Below are 23,758 nucleotides of genomic sequence, written 5' to 3'. Positions count from 1 at the left end.
GGACTCGATTTCCCACCATGCTCGCTACGATTCCCATAGTCCGACAGGCTCCTAGTCAGCCGACAGCTCCACCAGCAGCTTGCCGTTATGGACCTCGACCCGGGTGAGTCGCTTGTTGATGAGCGCGGAGGATTGATCGTCCCTGAACACGTACAACGGCTGTTGATCAAGGAAGGAACGCAGCAACAGGCTGGAAATGCGCAGGGTTTCCTGACGCGCCATCTCCGGCATACCCGCGATAGTCAGTTCGCTCACCCTGGCCTGATCCAGATACAGGGCATTGTCCTTCGCCGAATAACGCAGCTTGCCGTCCACGGTGGTATCTCCGGTAACCGGATTGGCGCCCGGTAGCGAAACCGTGATCAGGGTCTTCAGGCCGATACGCTCGCTTCCCTCCTGCAGGATCACCTGCGGCTGCGCCAGCCGCACCGAAACAAAGGTCTCATCGCGTTGCACCGGGAAGGCAGCGGCCAGTCCCTGCTGTAGCGTCGCCTGATCCAGCTCCACCGTAAAACTCAGCGCGACACTGCTGCCGCTAAACAACAGCGCCGCGATGAGTGCGCCTGTCAGTGTGAGGTTGCGCATGGTCATTCTCCCTGGGTGGTGGTCTGTAAAGTGTGCGCGGATGATGCGTCAGGCCCGGGGCTAACGCAATGCACTAGGAGGCTGTCGGTTGCGTGCAGCGCTGGCGGCAATCCGCCTAAAACCGAACCGTGTCTAAAACTGATAGGACAGGCTGGTGTTGTAGCTGATATCGGTGTTGTCGATGGATTGGGGTGGGCGGCTATCGTGGGCGATATCCAGTGACAGCTTGAGGCTCAGATTCTCGCTCATTTTCACTGCCAGGCCGGCCTGCTCCAGGGCACGAAAATCACTACCATCACTCAGTCGTGGCTGATAATAAGTGGTGCTGACCAGGCTCAACTGACTGTTCAACACATGCTTGTAGACCAGATAGAGATTGGCGCGGACAAAGCTGTCACTGCCGTGATCGGTATACTCCGGCTGCTGCTCCAGGGTCTCGCGTGACCAGAAGGCGCCCGCGCCCAGATAGAGTCCCAGCCGCTCCGCCCTTTCCGCCAGGGTAAAACGCAGACCACCCCCCAGCAGACCGCGAAACGCCAGCCGGGCGAACTCATTCTCTTCCATCTGGGCAAAGGTCTCCCACGCGCGACGTGGCCGGAACTGCACCACGTGACGGGCATGGACGAAGGTCTTGTTGGTGTCGCGGACACTACTGCTCTCGGCATAATCGTAGGAGAGCACCATGAAATCCGTCATCCGATCCTGCTGCCATTGCAGGCGGGCATCCAGGCCTATTGCCTGCTTGTCGGTGTTGCCGCTGTTGCCGTTCAGACTCAGATCCAGATGACCACTCAGACCGTCCGCCGGCGGGCCCACGCGCATCGCCTCGACATTGACGATGGCGTTGGCATCGAAGGCAAAGCTGGCAATGAGGAGCAGAGCACCGCTGCGGACAACTCTCATCGGCAATTAACTGGCAGCGCGACTGGCCTTCTTGCGGTCGCTCTCGTTGAGGATCTTTTTACGCAAACGGATGTTGATCGGCGTGACCTCCACCAGTTCATCATCATCGATGAACTCCAGCGCCTGCTCCAGGCTGAGGTTGATGAACGGCGTCAGCTGAATATTCTCGTCGGTGCCGGAGGCGCGCACGTTGGTGAGCTGCTTACCTTTGAGACAGTTCACCACTAGGTCGTTATCACGGGCATGAATACCGATGATGCTGCCTTCGTAGACGTCGGTGTTGGCACCAATGAACAGTTTTCCGCGTTCCTGCAGATTCCACAGGGAATAACCCAACGCCTTGCCCTGGCCGTTGGAGATCAACACACCATTGGCACGCTGTCCATAGTCGCCGGACTTCATCGGGCCGTAATGGTCAAACACGCTATAGATCAGCCCGGAGCCCTGGGTGGAGGTGAGAAACTCGGTACGGAAACCGATCAGCCCACGCGCCGGCATGATGTAATCCAGCCGCACACGACCCTGGCCGTCTGGGATCATGTCTTTCAGCTCGCCACCGCGTGCGCCGAGTTTCTCCATCACAGTACCCTGATGCTCGGTCTGTACATCGATCGTGACCTGCTCGTAGGGCTCTTCCTTGGTACCGTCTGGCAAGGTGTGCAGGATGACCTCGGGGCGCGACACGCCCAGCTCGTAACCTTCACGGCGCATATTTTCGATAAGGATGGAAAGGTGTAATTCACCACGACCGGAGACCTTGAATTTATCCGGGTCTGCGGTCTCTTCCACACGCAGCGCCACGTTGTGGATCAGCTCACGCTGGAGGCGCTCACGGATCTGGCGTGAGGTCAGGTACTTGCCGTCCTGACCGGCGAAGGGGGAATTATTCACACCGAAGGTCATGCTCACCGTGGGCTCGTCGACAGACAACGGTGTCATCGCCTCTACATGCGTGGGATCACACAGGGTATCGGAAATCTTCAGCGGATCGAGGCCGGTGAAGGCAATGATGTCGCCGGCCTGCGCGGTCGGCATTTCAATGCGCTCCAGGCCCAGGAAGCCAAATATTTGCAGGATACGACCACGACGTTCCTTGCCCTCGGTATCCACAACGATCACCGGCGAGTTGGCCTTGACCTTGCCACGAGTGACACGCCCGATACCGACAACGCCGGTATAACTGTTGTAATCCAGCGCCGACACCTGCATCTGGAAAGGGCCGTCTGGATCCACATCAGGAGCCTTGACGTGCTTAACGATGGTCTCGAACAGCGGCGTCATGTCACCACTGGTGATATCGGACGTCAGGCCAGCGTAACCGTTAACCGCGGAACAATAGACGATGGGAAAATCCATCTGCTCGTCGGTCGCACCCAGGCGATCGAACAGGTCAAAAGTCTGGTCCACCGCCCAGTCCGGGCGCGCGCCGTTACGGTCAATCTTGTTCACCACCACGATGGGATTGAGCCCCTGGGCCAGCGCCTTTTCGGTCACGAAACGGGTCTGCGGCATGGGGCCTTCGGCGGCATCCACCAGCAGCAGCACCGAATCCACCATCGACATCACCCGCTCCACTTCGCCGCCGAAGTCGGCATGTCCGGGGGTGTCCACAATGTTGATGTGATAGCCGTTCCAGTCGAGGGCGGTGTTTTTGGCCAGAATGGTGATGCCGCGCTCTTTTTCGATATCGTTGGAGTCCATCACCCGTTCACCCACGTCGGCACGGCTGGTAAAGGTGCCAGACTGCTGCAGGAGCTTATCGACAAGGGTCGTCTTGCCATGGTCAACGTGGGCGATAATGGCGATATTTCGAAGTTTCTGAATCACGGGTGTCACACTCTCTAAAGGTTTTGTTCTAAACGATCTGTTCTAAACAGGGGTTCTGAACATGGGCCATGCACGAGACCGGCGGTCCCATGGATGAATAAGGGCGCGGATTATACCGGAAAAATCTGCCTTTAATGCACAAATCGTAACCAAATAAAAAGACGGCCCCAAAGGGCATAAAAAAACCGGCAGGGTTTCCCCGGCCGGTTTTTCAACAAATGTTGCTAAATATTAAATAAGGCTTACAGCTTTTTGAGCTTCAACTCGTCGGCAGTGGCCTTCACAAAGCCATATTTGGCGTAGATGTTCTGTGCCTCGGCGGTTGCCAGATAGTCCAGAAAGCGATCGGCATTTTTCTGGTTTTTTGCCTTGCTCAGCTTGCCAATGGCGTAGGCTACCTCGGCCTCCTTGTTGAGAGGGGCAGGTATGGTGACACCCTCGACATTGCGACCTTCATTAACGGCCTCCAGCACTTCGCTTGTCCACACGATACCCACATCGGCCTCGCCATTTTCGATGCGATGCGGTGTTTCGCGATGATGGCGTGTGGTGAACCAGGTCTTGCCGTCCACCGCCCAGCAGCCCTTGCACTCCTTGCCGCCGGTGACCTTGGCGTGCAGGCCCATGTCCTTCAGCATCTCTGAGCCATAGAACTTGAAAATACCCTCGGTCAGCGGATTGGGGTGAGACTGCACCAGGTCATCACGCCCCAGGTCTTCCGGCCCCTTGATGCCCTTGGGATTGCCCTTGGCCACCATCAGCTCCAGCTTGTTGTGGACATAGACCTTCCCTTCCTCCATCAGACCTTCTTTCTTCAGCTTTTTGAGGTGGGCGATCATGACGCTGGCATACAGGTCCGGTGTCATATTGGTGTCCTGGCCATTGATCTGGCCCTGCTTGAGGAGCTGGCCCTTGAGGATCTGGCCGGGTGGGATGGTTTCCACATAGACCGTCTTGATATCGCTGTTCTTGGACTGGAAGTCCTTGATCAGGTCCTCCATCACCATGAACTGATTGCCGGCCAGGTACATCACCAGGTCAGAGGTATAGGAGTCGCCGATTTTTCCGTAGTCGATCTTGCCGTCGACATGGAAGGTACGGTAATCGTGGCCTTCACCGGCATCTGCCGCGATTGCCGGCGAACCGACCAGCAGGGCGGGAACAAAGGCGGTGGCAAGCATTACCGGAAGCAGTTTACGTATTAATTTCATGCTATCTCTCTCCGTGTAGTTTATTAGAATGTTTCTTTGTATCTCGCTGTACGCAATAACCGCTTCACTCCTTTGTCGCAGCAATACAACTACCCCCTCGACGACAAAACACGGTACCGCGCAGCTGGGGCTAAATATCTGCCTTTTTTTTGCTAAATTCAAATCCTATTAATATGCACAGGTATATTCGCTAACCAGATATGATGCTGGCAACCGACCGGCCACGCTTAGCCGCGAGCCGCCGTTTCAGCGGTAGTGTATCGAGGCTATGATTCCTGGGTGTTCTCAATCCGCCCACCGGCCACGTACCGCCGGGTGGCACTGACCTGAATTTCCCCTGCTGACCAAAATCCGATATTGTGATATAAGCTTACGCGGTAACACCTGCTATAACGTAGCGACGCACGGAGGCAAACGCTATCAAACCTGAATACGGTGCGGACGACGCACTCTCACGCAGAATCTTTCGGGACAACCCACCCCCCGACGCCCTGGGCCTTGCAGCTCACCAGCCCTTTTCGCGCGCGGAATTTATCGCGCTGCAGAAAGAAAACCGGCACCTGCAACAAATCCTGCAGCTGTCCAGCGGTCTGCGACAACGCTTCGAGGCGCTCTATGACGCCTTCCCCATAGCCCTGCTCAGCCTCGATGCCGAGGACCACATCATCGAAGCCAACCTCAGCTTTGCACAGCTACTGGGCAGACCGCGTGCACAACTGATTGGTCAGCACCTGGGAAAGATGGTGGCCGAGGAAGACCACGCCAGCTTTATTCAACACCTGAACCACGTGCGCGGGCAGACTAGCGACTCACCGGCCCCTGAGCGCTGTGTGCTACATCTCATCGATGCCCATGGCCAACGCATCGAGGTGCAACTTGAATCCCAGCTCGTTGCAGGCCTCGCAGCGGCGACGCCGTCCAGCGGCATCTCGGCCAGAAGCCAGGCCCCTGCCGAACCCGCAGTGATTCGCATCATGGCAACCTCCATCCAGGACAACCCTGGCGCGCGCTGTCCGATCGAGCTGGCGTCCAGCAAGCTGCAACTGCAAAACGAGATCCGTCAAAGAGAACAGACCGAGAGGAAGAGCAGCCAGCGCCAGCAGGACCTTGCCCACGTTGCCCGCATCAACACCATGGGTGAAATGGCCTCCGGTCTGGCCCACGAGATCAATCAGCCGCTGACGGCGATCGCCAGCTACACACAGAGCTGCCTGCGACTACTGGGCGGCGATACACAGCAACAGGCGCAACTGCCCAACATCCTCAGGCAGATCCACATCCAGACACAGCGTGCCGCCAACATCGTCAAACACCTGCGCAATTTTGTCGCCAAGGGCACGCCGCACCGCGAGACCACCGAGCTGAACAGCATCGTGCGGCTGGCGGTGAGCATGGTGCGCAATGAGATCATCCACCACCAGATTGCACTCAACATCGACAGCCATCCCGCTCTACCACCCATCGAGGCCGATCCCGTGCAGGTCGAGCAGGTCATCCTCAATCTCTTGCGCAACGCCATCGAGGCGATGGATGCCGTGCCGGCCGAATCACGACGGCTGCTGATTACCGTGAACAGCCCCTCCCCCAGCCAGGTATCGGTCTCGATCAGCGACACCGGTCCTGGCATCACCGAGAATGACAGTCTCCAACTGGCCAGCGCCTTTTTCAGCACCAAGGAAACGGGCATGGGGCTGGGGCTCGCCATCAGCCGCACCATCATCGAGGATCACGGCGGCCAGCTGACGCACAGCGTCAATGCCGATGGCGGCGCCACGTTTACCTTCACCCTCAACGCCAACGGCACACCGGCCGCCTTCAATAACTCGCCACCGACATCATCCAACCCGGACCCTGCGGTCGAATAGTTTTGGCACATCTGGTATAAAGCGCTGCTGTGCTGTGCACGTTCTACAGCACACTGCGGCTATGTGGGGACCATCTATACAGTGGCGATCAGCGGTCCGATCAGACCTTAAAATACTGCCCTTTGTAGTGGCCCCCTGAACATTTCACCTTTTAACCAGACGTACGGTACCCACACAATGACATTCAAGATTCCCTCTCCGCTGTTCTATTTAGGCACCCTGCTCCTCTCCGCCCTGCTCGCCGGGCTGGCCTTTTGGCTGCTGCGCCTGCAGGGGCTCGACGCCAACAGCCTTGTGGTGCTCGGCGCCGGCGTGGTCATTGGCCACCTCATCGGCAGCTGCGTTCAGCCATCGGCGCGCCGTAGCAGCACAACCCAATCGACCCCGGCCAGCCACCAGGGCAGCGAACCAGTCCCAACCGGCGACAGCATCAGCCTCTATGTGGGCAACCTGGCCTACAACGCACAGCGCAACGCCTTGCGCGACCTGTTTGCCGAATACGGCCAGGTCAACTCGGTGCGCATCATGACGGATCGCACCACCCGACGCCCACGGGGCTATGGCTTTGTCGACATGGAGGCGAACGCTGGACGCAGGGCCATGAGCGCCCTGGATAACACCGAATTTTGCGGCCGCAACCTGAAGGTCAGCGAGGCCCAGCAGCGCGAAGAGAACCGGTAACGAGCGGACTCCCTGCCGGTCCGCGCCTTAACAATGGCCACCAGCCGTTGTTGGAAAAGTTGCGTGCCGGCCGTCGATATGACCTTTCTGTAACAGTGTCAAAGGCCGCGCGTCCTTACGTTATTAGGAAGGGTACCCGCGACACACCAGGAGCCGACACATGAACACACGGGCAGAGCTACCCCTGCAGGCGTCCATCGAAATGGATGGCCGCTCGGTCGACATCGAGATCAGCAAGGCCGCCCGCCAGGCGCTGGCCCAGCGCAGCACGCCGCTACTGGTGGAAATGGAACTGTATTTCAGCTGCCTGATCCGCAAACAGGTACGCTTTCGGGAGGCGACAGACCCGGCCGCCGGGCACAGTCCCGCCAGGGTCACGTTGAATGAACAACTGCAGGTCTGCTTTCGCCCGGTGATGACCCGTGCCTGCGGACGAGACTACGAGGGAGACGAACCACCCCTCACCGACTTCCCCATCGCCAACGGCCGCGCCTTCGTGCCACGCTGGCTGCATATCGACTACCGCAAAGGTCAATGGCAGGGCGAATTCGGTTACGCCCGCGATGCTGCGTAGGTCGCCATCGCAGACCCTCAGCCGAGTTACCCAAGCGCAACGGGCGGGCATTTGGTAAAATGCCGCCCATGACCGATACCGACATCCTCCCCCAGACCCTCTGCGAATTCCTCAGCCAGACCGGCGCCCAGATCCAGTTTTACGACATAGGCCGTCGCGTGGTCGAGATCACCCACGACGACATGCTCGCCATCGAGCACCAGCAGCGGCCCTATCCGCAGCCGTTCTTGCGCCACGCCTGGCTGGGCGTGCTGTTTCACTATGATGATGACAATAATGATGCCGAGGCTAAACCCGCCAGCGACAGCCACCAGATCTGGTTTCTGAAATTCCCGCTGGATGAACAGGGGCTACTGAGCCAGGACGCGCGCAACGACTTTCTGCGCCGCATCATCGAAACCCTGGCCGAGCAGACCCTGGCCCAGCACAACGCCCGGCTCGCGGCGACCGCGGGCGACAGCGCCAAACCGACCGCCCCCGACATGCCGGAAGACAATCCCCACGGCTTCACCCCGCGTGACGATCGCATGGCCAGCTTCCACGCCAAAATCGCCCGCAAACTGGGGCTGGGGTCCAGCCAGTATTACTCCCATGCGGCCGACTATTTCACCGGCCGCACCGGTTTCGAGCAGTGGAATTTTGTCGGCCTGCAAGGCATCGCCGACGTCGCGGCCCGGCTGGACGAGGGCGACAATCTCAACACCCTGATCAAGGCCATCCCGCAGCTGCCCATCACCCCCTTTGCCGCACTCTGTAGTTGCCTGGAAAACGAGGCCATCGCCCCGCCGCTCAGCGCCGCGCTGAGACTGCGTCTTGCGCACGACCTGCAGCACGACGAGGCCGTCGCCGCCACTGGCGTGGCCGCCGCACTGCGCGGTCTGTCCCACGGCCAGGATCAGCAGGCCCTCGACGACGCCCTTCGCGCCACTCTCTGTTCCACCCCGGCCAGCGACATCGGCCGCCATGTGGAGGTGCTGGCCACCATCGCCGGCCGCGCCTGGCATCGCCTGGAGCAGGCCGACATCGCCCGCGCCTTTCTGCTCAACCTGGCCCGTTGCGATGCCGGCCAGACGGCCTTTGACAACATCATGGCCGACCTGATGTTTATTCCCGGCCTGCGCAAGCCGCTGCTCGACGCGTTACGCCGGCTGCGCGAAGACAACGAGTGTTCGAGCCAGGAGGCTGCTATCATCGACCGCTTTTTCCAGTCCCTACAACTTTAGCCTGCACATTTAGCCCGCCGATCCAGCCCGGAAAAATTATCTGCGCCGTTGTCGTCATTCAGGTCTTTATGGGCTAAAGATTTCAGGTGCCCTGGGTATACGGGCCATCCATACCGGCAGGGCCGCCACCAACCCCGCCATTACAGAACAGGAATCAACATGAAAATAGGTACCCCCCTTTCCGATACCGCCACCCGCGTAATGCTGCTGGGCAGCGGCGAACTGGGCAAGGAAGTCATCATCGCCCTGCAACGCCTCGGGGTGGAGGTGATCGCCGTGGATCGTTACGAAGATGCCCCGGGGCATCAGGTGGCGCATCACGCCTTCACCATCGACATGACCGATGGCGCCGCGCTGCGGGCGCTGGTCGAACAGGTAAGGCCGCACCTCATCGTGCCGGAGATCGAGGCCATCGCCACTGACATGCTGGCGGAGATCGAGGCCGAGGGTCTGGCCCAGGTGATCCCCACAGCGCGCGCCGCCCAGCTCACCATGAACCGCGAGGGTATCCGGCGGCTCGCCGCCGAACAGCTGGAGATCCCTACTTCTCGTTACTCCTTTGCCGAATCGCGTAATGAATTACAGATGGCCATCGACGGCGGGGTGGGCTATCCCTGCATCGTCAAGCCGGTGATGTCGTCCTCGGGCAAGGGCCAGTCCACCGTGCACGGCCCCGATGAGGTGAGCGCCGCCTGGGACTACGCCGTCAACAACGGCCGCGTGCCGCAGACCCGGGTCATCGTTGAGGAAATGATCAAGTTCGATTTCGAGATCACCCAGCTGACGGTCCGCGCACTCAACGCGCAGGGTGATATTCAGACCTATTTCTGCGATCCCATCGGCCACCTGCAACAACACGGCGACTATGTGGAGAGCTGGCAGCCACAGGCCATGAGCGACAAGGCCCTGGCCCGCGCCCGGCAGATCGCCAAGCAGATCACCGACAACCTCGGCAACACCCTGGAAAACAACGATCTCAACGGCCGCGGTCTGTTCGGTGTGGAGCTGTTTATCAAGGGTGACGAGGTCTGGTTCAGCGAGGTCAGCCCGCGCCCGCACGACACCGGCATGGTCACCATGGTGACCCAGGCGCAGAACGAATTTGAACTGCACGCCCGCGCCATTCTCGGCCTGCCGGTCGACACCCGCCTGCGGGAGCCCGGCGCCAGCGCGGTGATCTACGGCGCCCACGAGCAGTCCGGCATTGCCTTCGAGGGCGTGGACCACGCCCTGCGCATCCACCAGACCGAGTTGCGCCTGTTCGGCAAACCCGAGGCCTTCGAGCGCCGCCGCATGGGGGTGGCGCTGGCCTATGGCAACTCCGCGAACGACGCCCGCACCCGCGCCAAACACGCCGCGGCACTGGTGACCCCGGTGCAAAAGTAGACGCCTGAAATATGAGCCGTCTGATCATCCTGGTTGCGGTTGCGCTGCTCGCCTGGCTGCTGGTGCACTGGTTTGTGCGCACCCCGCCCAAACAGGTAGTCGCCACCGCCAAGCGGGCGGCGCTGGTGGCGGGGCTGGGCGTCCTGGTGCTGCTCGCCGTCACCGGTCGCCTCAACTGGCTGGTGGCGGCGGGTGCCGCCAGCCTGCCGTTTCTGCGCCGCGGCTTTATGCTATTTCGCTATCTGCCGATGGTCCGCGGCCTGTTTGGCGGTGCTACCCGCCCGCCGGGGGCCGGGGCCGGCCACGGCTTTGACCGACACAGCGCGCCGTTTTCGACCCTGGAAACCCGCTTCCTGCGCGTCAGTCTGGACATCGCCACCGGCAATCTGGATGGCGAGGTACTGGAAGGCGCCTATGAGGGCCAGTTCCTCAGCCGGATGCCACTGGACCAGCTACTGGCCCTGCTGGGCGTCTGCCAAACCGAGGATCCCCGCTCCGCCGCCCTGCTCAACGCCTACCTGGACCGCCATCACGCCGGCTGGCGGGCGCAGGCGGGGCCACAGGGTGGCCAGCGTGAGCGCAGCACTCCCCCGAATCACGCCATGTCGCCCGCCGAGGCCCGCGACATCCTGGGCATCGATGCCGGGGCAAGCAGGGAGGAGATGCTACAGGCCCACCGCCGGCTGATTCACAAGCTGCACCCGGACCGCGGCGGCTCCACCTACCTGGCCGCCAAGATCAATCAGGCCAAGGATTGTCTGTTGAAACAGTAACCGCTGCGTGCATTTGCCCGCCTCCCAAAGGAGATAATTGACTACTTTACTTGGTTATAGGCTATAATCCCCGCCAGACAGTAATTAGCGCTCGCTTTAGCCCCCGGTAACATCCCCTGTTTCTAACAGCCTTTTTTGTTTCAAACAGCCATTGAGCAAAAGTCAGCACCCTACCAAGACCCTTTTGGAGTTAATCATGCAAGTAGAACTAGATGGCAAAATCATCCAACTGAGCGAGGCCGGCTGGCTGGAAAACCTCAATGAATGGAGCGAGGCGCTCGCCTATGAGATCGCCAAGAATGAGAAGGTCGAACTGACCGATGAACACTGGGACATCATTAATCTGGCCCGCGCCTATTTCGAGGAAAATGGCCGGGTGTGCGAACCCCGCGCCTTTTCCAAACTCATGAAAGAGAAATACGGCAAGGATCGTAGCGACAGCAAATATATCTACAACCTGTTCCCCTACGGCCTGATCAAATCCGCCAACAAGATTGCCGGCCTGCCACGCCCCAAAGGTTGCAGCTAGACGTCTGGGTTGCCTGGGTTAAACACCGCGCGCAGCCGCCCTGCCAACAAAACCCCGCCGGAGCGTTCCGGCGGGGTTTTTTTATGTCCCCCAGTTCTCCAGACGCACTATCACCCCCTCCCATCTATCGATATATTTTTTCACCGGCTCTCAGACCACAAAGCTTTGTATCAAACGCGATTCCACCGTAGGCTTAAGCCGTATTTCTCGCCGCATTTGTGGCCGCCTTAATAGATAGCGCGACGGGCGGCGGAGAGAAATGGGACTCGCTAAGGAATCGTTACCACATGACACCGGTTTTTGCCCCATGCCCTGGTTTGTCTTTGGCCCAATGCCGTGCGCCACGCTGCGCCGCGCTGTGGCGAACACTGATCCCCGGACTCTGCGCGGCCAGCCTCTTCGCCCCACCCCTGCAGGCCGGCGAGGCCGAAGACAGGCAAAGCACCGACCTCCTCCCCCGCATCCTCATGCTGGAACCCCTGGACGTATATCAGGATGCCGCCGCAGAGGGCGTGACCCAGCTGGCCAACTGGCTGGACAATTTTTTTGCCAACGATCTGGTGTACGACGAACATCAGAAAAGCCATGTCAAACTGAATCTGGTGCAGGTCACCGAAGAAGGTTACGAGCCCCGTTACGAGGTCAATCTGCAGGGCAAGCTGACCCTGCCCGATACCGAGGACCGGCTAAAGATTTTGCTGGAGAATGACCCCGAGGAAGACGCCGAGCCCGTCAGCACGGTGACCCAGGCCGTCGAATCGACCCGGCAGTCCCTCGGCCTGCGCTATATCCAGTACACCTCCGACTGGTTGCTGGCCCACACCGATGTCGGGATACGCTATCGTTCCGGCTTTGACAGCTTTGCCCGTTTCCGCCTGCGCGGCCTGTACGCCGCGGGTGACTGGCAATTCCGTCTCGCCGAGACCCTCTTCTGGCGCGACTCCACCGGCGCCGGCGAAACGACCCGGCTGGACATCGAGCGCCGCCTGAGCCGAAAAGATCTATTGCGCTCCACCAGCCAGGCCACCTGGATGAACGAAAGCCGCCAGTTCGACATGGGTCAGAATTTCTACCTGATCCACGACATCAATAAATACCGCGGCATCATCTATCGCGCCGGTCTAACTGCCGTTAGCGAGCCCGATACCCATACCACCGCGTACATACTGTCGATCCAGCTGCGTCAGCAGATTCACAGCAACTGGCTATTCTTCGAGATCAATCCCCAGATCCTCTATCCGGAAGAGGATGATTTCCACGCCCGGCACTCCCTGAGCTTCAAACTGGAAATGGTGTTTGGTGGTAGCTAGATTCCAGATAGTTTGTTAGACGCTCAGGTATTGCCTGACCCGCCAGGCGAATCGAAATACAAGCCCGTTAGACCTGCCGCCTTCACCGCAGAGTTCGGAAATAGAGTCGTGACAGCACCTCGGGTAGACGACTGACATTGTCCAGTGTCTGGTAACGATGCCTGCCAAAAATCCCCTCGATGGTCGCGTCCGAGCGGGCATCCAGATTGACGCAAAAGGGCGTAATTTCAGCACGGGCCAGCCCTTGCACCGCATGCCAACTATCCTTGCGAAGATAGTCCTGATCGAACACATCAATATCAGACGGGACCCCATCGGTAATCACCAGCAACAGTTTCCTGCGTTGAGGCTGGGTGGCCAGCTGCTGGGCACAGTGTCTGACGGCTGTCCCCAGACGGGTCGAATATTCCCCACTGATGGCCGAAAGGCGTTGCCGCGTTTGCCTGAATGGCTCAGCGAACGTCTTAAAATTTCTGATCTTCACCTGATGCCTGCCATCAGAACAAAAACCATAAATGGCAAACTGCTCATCCGCCAGAGACAATGCCTCGCCCAGCAATGCCACTGAGTTGCGCAACAACTGATGCAGCGGTGTCATCGTACCCATCAATGGCTCATTGGTAGACTCGGAAATATCCAGCAGGATGCAGATGGCAGGCTTATGGTCCGCCTGCAGCCTGTTGCGCATGAAAATGCGCGTATCCGGTATCTCCCCACATCTGAGCGCAACCATGGCGCTGAGCATGGGTTCATGCTCAATATCATCCCCCTCTTCCCGTTTTCGCAGACGCTGGTGTTTTTCCAGTTGGACTTTTCTGGCAAGTCGTTTCAAACGCTCAAGTATTTGCCTATAGTCTCGGTAAATCCTGCTGATCACCTCTGCCGAACCGGGACCAGCCTGATACTCGGTCACTGTACACCAGCCTTGCTTGAGGATCTGGCTGCGATAATCCCACTCCGGGTAAGACAACCGAGCTAGCACCGTCTCCTGATTTACATCACTACATTCCAGGTCATGACCCTGGTCGCGCTGCAGCAGATAACCCTCATCACCGCGAGCTGATGACATTGCCAGCGCCAGAGACAGCCCAGCTGTCCGCTCAATAAAGCTTGTGTTGTGCATGGCGCTTGCCGGTGACAACTGCACGCTATCGCCATGCTGGTGAGTTGATTGCTGTTTTTGCCACAGGCTACGATTATCGTCGCGATACATTACCGCCTGCTCGTAACGCCCGGTATTGAACGGGATGCGCATCTGGCCCAGGTCATTGGCCAGCTGAAGGCCGATCCCTAACACGGCCTCTGCTGTATTATCCTGTTCAAGCAGATCTCGTATAAGTCGCCTGCCTTTGTTAACCCAGGCATGCCCATCCCTGCATTCATGAGCCAGCACCCCGCGCGATAGTCGGAGCATCAACTGCGGGGCCACAGATGAGTGCTGCTCATTATCCCCATGAAATGCCAGCCACAGGTTGCGAAGACCAGGAAATTGCTTGATGGCCAGCAATTCAACTCGCAGATCCTCGACCAGGCCGATCAGGCTGCGCTGTGTCAGATTGAGATTGCCTGGATCGAACGGAGAATTACCGTAAATCGTATGCGCGGCGGCATGACAGGCCGCGGCACGGTAATAAAGTGAGTGAACCCGGCAGACCTTAACTATGGCCGGCAAAAAGATATCGGTAGCATCGACATAACTCAGCAACTCCAGGTTATGTTCATCAGCCAAACATTCGTGCAGGTCAAAGCGCATACCCCACAATGCCCGCAGATACCACTGCGTTGCCTTTTTGTGTGACTGTAACGTCAGAAGCCGTTCCACAAAAGACACATCATGGAATATTGTGAATGGGTGTCGGCGGCTGGCGCAATCCCATCAACCTGTTATACAGCGGCCCTGGTTTACTGATGCGCAGTGTCGGTGTCTTCGTTCGGGATACCATTGATCGGACATTCGGCAGTGCCGACGGTTTTCCGCGTTATGGCCTCAACATTGTCTTTGGCCTTTTGGGGATCAGTGACCCACGTGCGATAGAATTCATATGGACACTCAGCAACCCCCTCGCTGCCATCACCGGAGTTAATCTTGCCGGTATAGCCGCGATGCAGCAGCTTGAACAGGTGGTTTTGTGACTGCCAGGTCTTACGGGCATCGCGAATCTGGGAAACGGATAACTCGGCATATTGGATACCGTATTCTTCTTCTCCGCACTCGCCCAGCGTCCGCCCATCAAAGCCCACAATTGCCGAATGCCCGAAGTAGGAATAGACCCCATCGAACCCTGTGGCATTGGCCACCGCAACATAGGTATTGTTCATCCATGCCATGGCCTTGGCCACCATCACCTGCTGCTCTTTCGAGGGATACATATAGCCCTGGCAGCGCACAATGAGTTCAGCACCGCGCATGGCACAGTCACGCCATATTTCCGGATAGTTTCCGTCATCACAGATAATCAGACTGACCTTTAACCCTTTCGGCCCCTCGGATACATAGGTACAGTCTCCGGGATACCAGCCCTCCACCGGACACCAGGGCATAATCTTGCGGTATTTCTGCACAATTTCACCCTGATTATTCATCAGAATAAGTGTGTTATAGGGCGCCTTGTTCGGGTGCTCTTCATGCTGCTCACCCGTGAGTGAGAACACGCCCCAGGTGTTGGCCTTTCTGCAGGCCGCAGCAAAGATCTCGGTCTCTTCTCCCGGGACGGTAGATGCCGTCTCATACATCTCTTTCGCGTCATACATAATGCCGTGCGTGCTATATTCGGGGAAAATCACCAGATCCATGCCGGGCAGACCCTGCTTCATCCCGACAATCATGTCAGCGATTTTTCTGGCATTATCCAACACCTCCGCCCTGCTATGCAGGCGAGGCATTTTGTAATTTACAACCGCCACACCGGCGGTATCGTTACTGGATGAAATATCACCGTGTCTCATTTTCTGCTCCAGAATGACCAGCTATAGTCGAATTGCCTAAACGGACAAATATTTACTGATCTGCGCGGTATCCACATTCTCCCGCAGATCTTCATGAATGAAATTTCCCTTATCAATAACAATAATCCGATCGGCGATCGCCATGGTAAAACTCAACACCTGCTCGGAGACAATGATGGTGATATCACGAAGCTTCTGGATTTCATTCAGGATGTTCGCAATATCTTTTATGATTGACGGCTGAATACCTTCCGTAGGTTCATCCAGCAACAGCACCTTGGGATTGGTTACCAGCGCACGGGCGATTGCCAGCTGTTGCTGCTGACCGCCGGACAAGTTGCCGCCTTTTCGGTGACGCATCTCATGCAGCACCGGGAACAGGGAGAAAATGTCATCAGGTATTTGCTTCAGTCCTGAAACCTCCATTCCGGTTTCAATATTTTCCTTGACAGTAAGGTTGGAGAAAATCATCCGTCCCTGAGGCACATAGGCAATGCCGTTAGCCACCCGCTGATAGCTTTCATTTGCAGTAACATCTTCACCATCAACCTTGATGCTGCCTTTACCTGCTTCAAGTATTCCAATCAGCGACTTAAACAGCGTGGTCTTGCCCATGCCATTGCGGCCCATGATTGCCAGGGTTTCATTCTTTTTTGCCGCAAAGCTGATGCCGTGTATAACCTCACTCTGCCCGTAACTTACGTGAAGATCTTCAACTTCAAGCATAAAATTCTCCCGGTTAATGACCTAAATAGACTTCAATGACTTTCGGGTCATTTTGCACGGACTGCATATTTCCCTCAGCCAGTATTTTTCCCTGATGCAATACGGTGACCTTGTGCGCGATTCGTTCTACAAACTCCATATCGTGCTCAATAACCAGTACAGATCGGCCCTTGCAGATTCGCTTCAGCAGCTCGGCTGTCAATTCACGTTCCTTTACACTCATACCAGCCACCGGCTCATCCAGCATCAATAGCTGTGGATCCTGAATTAACAACATGCCAATCTCCAGCCATTGCTTCTGTCCATGGCTTAACAATGCCGACTCCATATTCAGCATATCCTCAAGAAATATCTCAGCAGCCACTTCCTTGATCCGCGTATCCACCTCTTCATCGCACTTAAACATCAGCGAGCCAAACACACCGCGACCACGCGGATATGAGATTTCCAGATTCTGATATACGGTGAGATTTTCATAAATGGATGGCGTCTGAAACTTTCTCCCTACACCGGCATGTACGATCTGATGTTCGGCCAGCTTGGTCAGCTCACGATTATTAAACTTGATGCTGCCGGAGGTTGATTTGGTCTTGCCGCAAATCAGGTCCAGCACCGTCGTCTTGCCTGCACCATTCGGCCCGATGACAACGCGCAATTCATCCTTATCCACATAAAAATTCAAGCTATCAACTGCCTTGAAGCCGTCAAATGATACGGTCAAATCTTCTATAGCCAGCGCGAAATCGGTGTTACTCATTGCATTTACTCCTGATATTTCGGCTATTCACCGGAGACTTCTGCTTTAACTAGACGTTTTTTATCCAGCATAGATCTTACTACTCCGATATATTTCATATTTTGAATAAACCCAAACAGCTTGCCGCCATGCTTATCCCAGATACCTGCCAGACCATTTGGGAAATACATCACCACAGCAATGAACAGCGCACCCATCAGATACAACCAGAGCTCGGGGAAAGTCTCAGAAAAGATGGTTTTGCCGTAATTGACCAGCAGAGTGCCGTACACCACACCAATCAACGACATGCGCCCACCCACTGCGGCAAAGATCACCATTTCAATTGAGGGCACGATCCCGACAAAGGATGGCGACATGAAGCCAACCTGCAGGGTAAACATCGCCCCACCAATGGCAGAGATTATTGCCGATATACAGAACACAAAAATCTTGAAATTAGAAACGTCGTAACCGGAGAAGCGCACGCGATCCTCTTTGTCCTTCATCGCCAGCAGCAGGCGGCCAAACTTACTGGTCAGGATAAACCGGCTGAGCAGTATCACCGAGAACAGCAGAATGGCATTAACAAAGTACAATATATATTTCGCCGAATCTTCCCTTATGTCCCATCCATGCAATGTTTTCAGGTCGGTAATACCGTTAATCCCACCGGTATAACCCTGCTGACCGACGATCAGCACCGTCAGGATCAGGGCGATAATCTGCGTGATAATCGCAAAATAGACCCCGCCAACCCGGCGCTTGAACATTGAATAACCGATAATGAATGCGAACACTGCCGGCACCAGCAATACTGCCAGCACGGTAAAACCGAAACTGTTGAACGGTTCCCAGAACCAGGGCAACTGGGTTAACTGGTTCCAGTCCATAAAGTCAGGGATGCCTGGTGTCGACTGAATTTTTGTGGACTCAGGATCCGATGCCTCCAGCTTCAGAAACATCGCCATGCAATACCCGCCAAGCCCGAAAAACACACCCTGACCCAGACTGAGTATCCCACCGTATCCCCACAACAAAACCAGGCTCACTGCTGCAAAGGCATAGGTTAAATACTTGCCAACCAGATTCAGTCGGAACAGGTCCAGCATCATTGGCAAAATCAACAAGATTAACGCGGCAAGTATCGCCATGCCGATTGCACCGTTTTTTCCGCCCAGCAATCTGTCATATACAAAACCCATAATTGTCTCCTGAATAGTCTACTTACGCACTTTTGAGGCAAACAGGCCTTCTGGACGTAGCATCAAAAATATGACAATCGCGAGAAGGGTAAACACTTTCGCCATTGAACCGCTGATAAAGAATTCCAGAATGGATTGAGCCTGGGCAATTGAAAATGCCGAAGCAATCGTGCCATATAGACTGGCCGCACCACCAAACACCACCACCATAAAGGTATCCACGATATACAATGAGCCTGTGGTCGGACCCGTCGAAGCAATGGTGGTAAATGCCGCGCCTGCTATACCGGCAATCCCGCAACCCAGTGCAAAAGTCAAGCGATCGACTTTTTTGGTATTGATACCCACCGCACCGCTCATTACCCGGTTCTGTGTAGTGGCGCGCACCCGCAGGCCCCAGCTTGATTTAAACATCAGGTAAAAGACGGCCAAGGTAACAAACGTCGTCAGCCCCAGCACAAACATGCCGTTGATAGGAATGTCGATAGATTCTATCGGTTGATACGAGCCCATTAGCCAGTCAGGCAATGTTGGGCTGACTTCACGCGCCCCAAAGATTGAACGAAACCCTTGTTGCATGATTAAACTTAAGCCCCAGGTCGCCAGCAATGTGTCCAGGGGTCTTTTATAAAGGTGCCTGATCAATGCGAGCTCTGCCAGATAACCCAACGCTCCTGCAACCAGAAATGAAAGTGCAATGGCAAATATAAAATAGTACTCCACGAACCCGGGGAAATATTCTTCGCTTAACACCGAGATCAGGTAGGTTGTATAGGCCCCTACCGCCATAAACTCACCATGGGCCATGTTAATAACGCCCATCTGTCCAAATATTATTGCCAGCCCAAGCGCCATTAATAACAGCACACTGAACAGACTCAGGCCGGAAAAGCCCTGCATCGCAAAGATCGATAATAATTCCTGCGCTGTATATTCACCCATAACTATTACTCCGGCATCGTTTCCTGAATTACCAAACAACCATTTGATGTCTTCTTGCCTTAAGCAGGCTGGCACCCTGCCAGCCTGCACTGTCAATGCACTACTGTTTATTGATAACCTTCAGGAAATGGATTCGGTTCAATCAGATCAGAAGTAAACACAATTGTCGCCTGCCCATCCTTATTCCATTTAGCTACTCGTGTCTTACTCCACAAATGATGGTTAGGATGTAGTTTTACATAACCTTCTGGCGCAGTCGTAAGCTCAATACCGCTTGTTTCAGATGCCTTAACCACCTTGTCCACATCAAAACTGCCCGCCTTTTCAACAGCAGCCTTCCACAACCATGGCCCCAGGTAGGCAGCCTGTGTTACATCGCCTATAACACTGTCATCACCGTGCATGTCCTTAAAGGCCTTCACAAACGCCTTGTTGTTTTCATTATCCTGACTTTGGAAATACTTCATTACCGAGTAGAAACCTTCCAGGTTTTCTCCACCGATACCCAGCACTTCATCTTCAGTAACCGACAGCGTCAGCAGGGTCTGCTTTTGGCCAGTAATGCCTGCTGCTTTCAACTGCTTGAACCAGGCCACATTACTACCACCTACAACCGCAGCGTAAATAACATCGGGCTTTTTAAGACGAATCTTGTTGATAACCGACCCAAACTGCGTATTGCCAAGCGGCTTGTATTCTTCACCAACCACTTTTCCGCCAAGCACATTCTCTATGTGCTTGCGGGCAATCTTCATGGATGTACGCGGCCAGATATAATCAGAACCGATCAGGTAAAAGGTTTTTGCACCCTTTTCCCTGGCCACCCAATCAAGGCCCGCAAGAATCTGCTGGGTAGCTTCCTGACCGGTGTAAATCACATTATGTGACTGCTCTAGTCCTTCGTAAAAAGTCGGGTAATAAAGCAAGCCATTTTCCTTCTCGAACACAGGTAATGCCGCTTTACGTGATGCTGACGTCCAGCAACCGAATACCGCGGCCACCTTATCCTTCACCAGCAATTTACGGGATTTTTCTGCAAACGTAGGCCAGTCACTGGCGCCGTCTTCCTGGATTATTTCAATCTTCCTTCCCAGAATGCCGCCCATGTCATTGATCTGCTTGATCGCCAGTTTTTCAGCTTCCTGTGCACCTGTTTCACTGATCGCCATCGTTCCGGTCAGCGAGTGCAGAATACCCACCTTCACGGCTGCATCAGTAACTGCCAGGCCGGTGTCATTCACACCGGCGGATGCAATGCTGATATTACTGGCCAGCGTTATGCCTAACGCCACGCCTATTAACTTACGCAATCTTGATATCGCGAGATTGGATTTCATTTATTTACCCTCAAGTGTTTTACGAGATTCTTCCTGCTGGTACTTCCATCGTATAAATCAACTTATGCAACGGAACCCTGAAATCATCCAATGCAACCAGTGTGCCAACAAGATTGTGTGCCCAGGAATATTGTTGATATGACGAAAGATCATGGAGTTAGCCGTGATTTTTGTATCGTCCAGCCTCATGACAGAACAATCATTGGCCTTGATCCATATAAAACAGATTCTTTATTCGTTTGTGCTGCACGCTTATGCAGCATGTTTATTTTTCTTTGTCTCATATCAGTGCGCCACTTCAGTTCACTCAAAAAAAAACGCCGAACATTGGATGTTCGGCGTTTCAAATATTTAACAGTAGTATCGGAATATGAAAATCTATCGCTTCACTTCACCCCAGCATCCATGGGCGACTGCCCTGCCTGATTTGCTGGTACGCACCCTTGCTCTTTTCTTCCTGATGATGCCCGCAACCAGGATCATTACATTCGTGCCTACGTGTAATCCTCTTTGGATCAAAGATCGCTTTTTCATTGCGCTCTCGCGCCTTACGCTCATTCGCTTTCAATATCTGCAAGCGGGGCGCAGACAGCTTGCGCGGCGATGGGGAGTTGCAGGCGGGACATACCCGTAATGGCGAATAGTCTTCCAGACTCATCCTTTCCTCAAATTCATTCTCACACTGAGGGCATTTATAATCATATAAAGGCATTTTTATCTCCGGTTATTACCATCTATAAGTCAATCAGGCCGAGCAAATGATCGGCCTGATTGCATAAGCCTATTTACTGGTTTTCGCCAGATCACTACCCGGCTGGATAATCTTTGAAGGGCCTTCTTCTTTCAGGTTAATATCCCCCTCAAATATTTCTGTTGGCAACCACAGTGTTGCACAGGCGTTGGGTATGTCGACAATGCCGCTGATATGACCCTCCACTGGCGCCGTACCTAAAATGGCATAGGCCTGCTCTCCTGTGTAACCATGCAACTTAAGGTGTTCAATCGCATTCAGGCAGGCCTGACGGTATGCTACATGGGCATCCAGATAATGCTGGCCACCCTGTTCATCCACCGAGATACCTTCAAAGATCAGATAATTGCTATAGCGGGGCTCCATTGGGCTGGGCTTGAATATAGGATTATTAACATGGTATTTCTTTACCCCGCCTTTTATCAGACCCACGCGGATATCGAGGTATCCCGCCATTTCAATTGCGCCACAGAAGGTGATTTCTCCATCACCTTGAGAGAAGTGGATATCCCCCATTGATAGACCGCCATCCTTTACATAGACAGGAAAATATACCCGCGATCCGCGTGACAGGTTTTTAATATCGCAGTTACCACCGTGTTCTCTTGGCGGCACAGTACGGGCAGCCTCTTTTGCCGCTTCCGCAGCCACCTCCGGTTTCATGCGGCCCATGACAGCCGTTTCGGCATAGGGCAATGCCGCCAGCGGTGGCACGCGCTCGGGATCAGTCGCCACCAGGCCGCTTTCCCGTTTGTTCCATTCATCCAGCAGCTCTTTTGATGGCAAACACCCAATCAGACCCGGGTGCATAATGCCGGCAAACTCGACTCCCGGAATGTGCCTCGATGAGGCATAGATGCCGTGAAAATCCCAGCAGGCCTTATGCGCATCAGGATAATGCTCGGTTAAAAACCCGCCGCCATTTTCCTTGGCAAACAGCCCGGTAAAGCCCCACTCCGATTCTTTCAGAACACCTACATCAAGAATATCGACGACCATCAAGTCGCCCGGTTCCGCTCCTTCTACGCCAATAGGTCCACTAAGGTAATGCACCTGTGTCAGGTCAACATCACGGATATCATCTGCGCAGTCATCATTACTGATCTGACCGCCGGTCCAGTCCAGGCACTCGATGCGAAATTCATCTCCCGGTTTCACCATCCTTACCATGGGAATATCCGGATGCCATCGATTATGTATCACACCATCCTGCTCTGAAGGCTTTTTACTCGTATCAATCTTGATTATAGTTTCCATTTCTTGACACCCTTAACTTGTCTATCAGCATCAACATTAGAGCGTTGTTTTGCATCCGATACATGACGCAACCATATTTCGTACCACTTACGCACTATGCGCAGCATTCAACGCCCGACTCTACTGTGGTCTCTGTCACCCAAATTCATTTCCTGGAATCATTTTCCCTTCATCACTCCAGTCTTCCACTTCGATTGGAAAAACACCTTCATCCCTGAAAGTGTTTATTCGTTGCTGAGCTCGACCCTATTTCAGATCAAAGGATTTGGCATAAGAGACGTAGAACAACGGGTCTTCAGTGACTCCGGTAGCGTCTGGTGCGTTGCCTTCTTCGGTATAACCTGAGTCATTGCTGGCAACACTCACACCGAAGGTCAATTCATCGCTGAAGGAATACATCAGGGTGACATGGCTGTATTCATTGCCCGGATTCTCCAGATCCCAGAAGCCGTAGGTCAGATTGAATTTTTCGGCAAAGTCCACACCGACGGTGTAATAGTTGTTGTCATCCGAACCACTCTCAGCCGCGATATAACTGGCAACACTCACAGGGCCAAAACCCAACGAAACGACAAACTCGGATGCATCGGTATCACCCAGGGAACAGGACACCGGGGTGGCGCTATTACAGTCTTCCGGGTACAGATATTTCCAGTAAGAGATGTCATAACTGACGCCGCCGACACCACCACCAAAGCCGACATACAGGTCGGTTTCCTGACCGCCGGTTTCGGTTGATGTCCACACACCGGCATACATGCCGGCGTCATGTGAGTAGTTCAGGTCGCCGGATACCTGCGCGCCATTGGGTGTCAAATTCTGTCCGCGCCACAGATACATATTGGCCGCCTGCACGGTTCCGCTAACGCCGGCCTGTGCTGTTAATGGCATCGCCGTCATGCTACCGATGACCAGGGTCGTTGCCAGCGCAACCGGGCTCAATTTATTAAGTGCTCTCATGGAATGTTCTCCCGTCAATTTGATTAGTGAG

General features: G+C 55.1%; 23 protein-coding genes. 9 read left to right on the top strand and 14 right to left on the bottom strand.

Annotated features, from left to right (window positions below; translation table 11 throughout):
- Nucleotides 1-51: 51 nt before the first annotated feature.
- From RRB22_12780 to RRB22_12760, 5 genes are all read right to left on the bottom strand, one after another.
- A complete protein-coding gene (locus tag RRB22_12780) occupies nt 52-585 on the bottom strand; it encodes a DUF1439 domain-containing protein (GenBank protein ID MDT8385279.1) in 534 nt (177 codons plus the stop codon).
- Nucleotides 586-717: 132 nt separating this feature from the next.
- Nucleotides 718-1,488 (bottom strand): DUF481 domain-containing protein, encoded by a 771-nt coding sequence (locus RRB22_12775; GenBank protein ID MDT8385278.1) that lies wholly within the window; start codon nt 1,486-1,488, stop codon nt 718-720.
- 6 nt (nt 1,489-1,494) lie between these two features.
- Nucleotides 1,495-3,315: a translational GTPase TypA gene (typA, locus tag RRB22_12770; protein MDT8385277.1), complete on the bottom strand. Its 1,821-nt coding sequence runs from the start codon at nt 3,313-3,315 to the stop codon at nt 1,495-1,497.
- A gap of 242 nt (nt 3,316-3,557) precedes the next feature.
- On the bottom strand, nt 3,558-4,526 hold the full coding sequence (locus tag RRB22_12765; protein MDT8385276.1) for a substrate-binding domain-containing protein: 969 nt from the start codon (nt 4,524-4,526) through the stop codon (nt 3,558-3,560).
- A gap of 452 nt (nt 4,527-4,978) precedes the next feature.
- Nucleotides 4,979-5,188, bottom strand: a complete 210-nt coding sequence (locus tag RRB22_12760) for a hypothetical protein (GenBank protein ID MDT8385275.1) — start codon at nt 5,186-5,188, stop codon at nt 4,979-4,981.
- On the opposite strand from RRB22_12760, the gene RRB22_12755 reads away from it, so the two are divergent.
- From RRB22_12755 to RRB22_12720, 8 genes are all read left to right on the top strand, one after another.
- Entirely contained in the window at nt 5,087-6,391 is a 1,305-nt protein-coding gene (locus RRB22_12755; protein MDT8385274.1) for an ATP-binding protein, read from the top strand. The two genes, RRB22_12760 and RRB22_12755, sit on opposite strands and share 102 nt — an antisense overlap.
- 177 nt (nt 6,392-6,568) lie before the next feature.
- Nucleotides 6,569-7,072: an RNA-binding protein gene (locus RRB22_12750; protein MDT8385273.1), complete on the top strand. Its 504-nt coding sequence runs from the start codon at nt 6,569-6,571 to the stop codon at nt 7,070-7,072.
- A gap of 160 nt (nt 7,073-7,232) precedes the next feature.
- Nucleotides 7,233-7,646 carry a hypothetical protein gene (locus tag RRB22_12745; protein MDT8385272.1) on the top strand — a complete coding sequence of 138 codons (414 nt, stop codon included), beginning with the start codon at nt 7,233-7,235 and terminating at the stop codon, nt 7,644-7,646.
- A gap of 68 nt (nt 7,647-7,714) precedes the next feature.
- The gene (locus RRB22_12740) at nt 7,715-8,869 is read left to right on the top strand and encodes a DUF3549 family protein (GenBank protein MDT8385271.1); all 1,155 of its coding nucleotides are present in this window, start codon (nt 7,715-7,717) and stop codon (nt 8,867-8,869) included.
- 159 nt (nt 8,870-9,028) lie between these two features.
- Nucleotides 9,029-10,255: a formate-dependent phosphoribosylglycinamide formyltransferase gene (purT, locus tag RRB22_12735; GenBank protein ID MDT8385270.1), complete on the top strand. Its 1,227-nt coding sequence runs from the start codon at nt 9,029-9,031 to the stop codon at nt 10,253-10,255.
- An 11-nt stretch (nt 10,256-10,266) separates the two neighbouring features.
- A complete protein-coding gene (locus RRB22_12730; GenBank protein ID MDT8385269.1) occupies nt 10,267-11,028 on the top strand; it encodes a molecular chaperone DnaJ in 762 nt (253 codons plus the stop codon).
- Nucleotides 11,029-11,224: 196 nt separating this feature from the next.
- On the top strand, nt 11,225-11,557 hold the full coding sequence (locus tag RRB22_12725) for a TusE/DsrC/DsvC family sulfur relay protein (GenBank protein ID MDT8385268.1): 333 nt from the start codon (nt 11,225-11,227) through the stop codon (nt 11,555-11,557).
- Nucleotides 11,558-11,880: 323 nt separating this feature from the next.
- The gene (locus tag RRB22_12720) at nt 11,881-12,867 is read left to right on the top strand and encodes a hypothetical protein (GenBank protein ID MDT8385267.1); all 987 of its coding nucleotides are present in this window, start codon (nt 11,881-11,883) and stop codon (nt 12,865-12,867) included.
- 82 nt (nt 12,868-12,949) lie between these two features.
- Here the strand turns inward: RRB22_12720 and RRB22_12715 are convergent, their stop codons facing one another.
- From RRB22_12715 to urtA, 7 genes are all read right to left on the bottom strand, one after another.
- Nucleotides 12,950-14,689: a VWA domain-containing protein gene (locus tag RRB22_12715; protein ID MDT8385266.1), complete on the bottom strand. Its 1,740-nt coding sequence runs from the start codon at nt 14,687-14,689 to the stop codon at nt 12,950-12,952.
- A gap of 80 nt (nt 14,690-14,769) precedes the next feature.
- Nucleotides 14,770-15,813 carry an aliphatic amidase gene (locus RRB22_12710; GenBank protein ID MDT8385265.1) on the bottom strand — a complete coding sequence of 348 codons (1,044 nt, stop codon included), beginning with the start codon at nt 15,811-15,813 and terminating at the stop codon, nt 14,770-14,772.
- 36 nt (nt 15,814-15,849) lie between these two features.
- Nucleotides 15,850-16,539 carry an urea ABC transporter ATP-binding subunit UrtE gene (gene urtE, locus RRB22_12705; GenBank protein MDT8385264.1) on the bottom strand — a complete coding sequence of 230 codons (690 nt, stop codon included), beginning with the start codon at nt 16,537-16,539 and terminating at the stop codon, nt 15,850-15,852.
- Between the two features lie 13 nt (nt 16,540-16,552).
- Complete coding sequence (gene urtD / locus RRB22_12700) at nt 16,553-17,296, bottom strand: urea ABC transporter ATP-binding protein UrtD (GenBank protein MDT8385263.1); 744 nt, start codon at nt 17,294-17,296, stop codon at nt 16,553-16,555.
- Between the two features lie 23 nt (nt 17,297-17,319).
- Nucleotides 17,320-18,480: an urea ABC transporter permease subunit UrtC gene (gene urtC, locus RRB22_12695; protein ID MDT8385262.1), complete on the bottom strand. Its 1,161-nt coding sequence runs from the start codon at nt 18,478-18,480 to the stop codon at nt 17,320-17,322.
- An 18-nt stretch (nt 18,481-18,498) separates the two neighbouring features.
- Complete coding sequence (urtB, locus tag RRB22_12690; protein ID MDT8385261.1) at nt 18,499-19,422, bottom strand: urea ABC transporter permease subunit UrtB; 924 nt, start codon at nt 19,420-19,422, stop codon at nt 18,499-18,501.
- A gap of 107 nt (nt 19,423-19,529) precedes the next feature.
- The gene (urtA, locus tag RRB22_12685; GenBank protein MDT8385260.1) at nt 19,530-20,759 is read right to left on the bottom strand and encodes an urea ABC transporter substrate-binding protein; all 1,230 of its coding nucleotides are present in this window, start codon (nt 20,757-20,759) and stop codon (nt 19,530-19,532) included.
- 370 nt (nt 20,760-21,129) lie between these two features.
- Between urtA and RRB22_12680 the strand changes: the two genes are divergently transcribed.
- Nucleotides 21,130-21,393, top strand: a complete 264-nt coding sequence (locus RRB22_12680; GenBank protein MDT8385259.1) for a hypothetical protein — start codon at nt 21,130-21,132, stop codon at nt 21,391-21,393.
- A gap of 147 nt (nt 21,394-21,540) precedes the next feature.
- Here RRB22_12680 and RRB22_12675 read toward each other — a convergent pair whose 3' ends face one another.
- Both RRB22_12675 and RRB22_12670 read right to left on the bottom strand, forming a co-directional pair.
- Complete coding sequence (locus RRB22_12675; GenBank protein ID MDT8385258.1) at nt 21,541-22,767, bottom strand: acetamidase/formamidase family protein; 1,227 nt, start codon at nt 22,765-22,767, stop codon at nt 21,541-21,543.
- Nucleotides 22,768-23,013: 246 nt separating this feature from the next.
- Nucleotides 23,014-23,727 (bottom strand): TorF family putative porin, encoded by a 714-nt coding sequence (locus RRB22_12670; protein ID MDT8385257.1) that lies wholly within the window; start codon nt 23,725-23,727, stop codon nt 23,014-23,016.
- Nucleotides 23,728-23,758: the final 31 nt, after the last annotated feature.

It is taken from the genome of Gammaproteobacteria bacterium, from assembly GCA_032250735.1.
In the GTDB taxonomy this organism is placed as follows: domain Bacteria; phylum Pseudomonadota; class Gammaproteobacteria; order SZUA-152; family SZUA-152; genus SZUA-152.
Note: the sequence above shows the minus strand (reverse complement) of the source record. Positions and strands in the feature narration are given on the sequence as shown.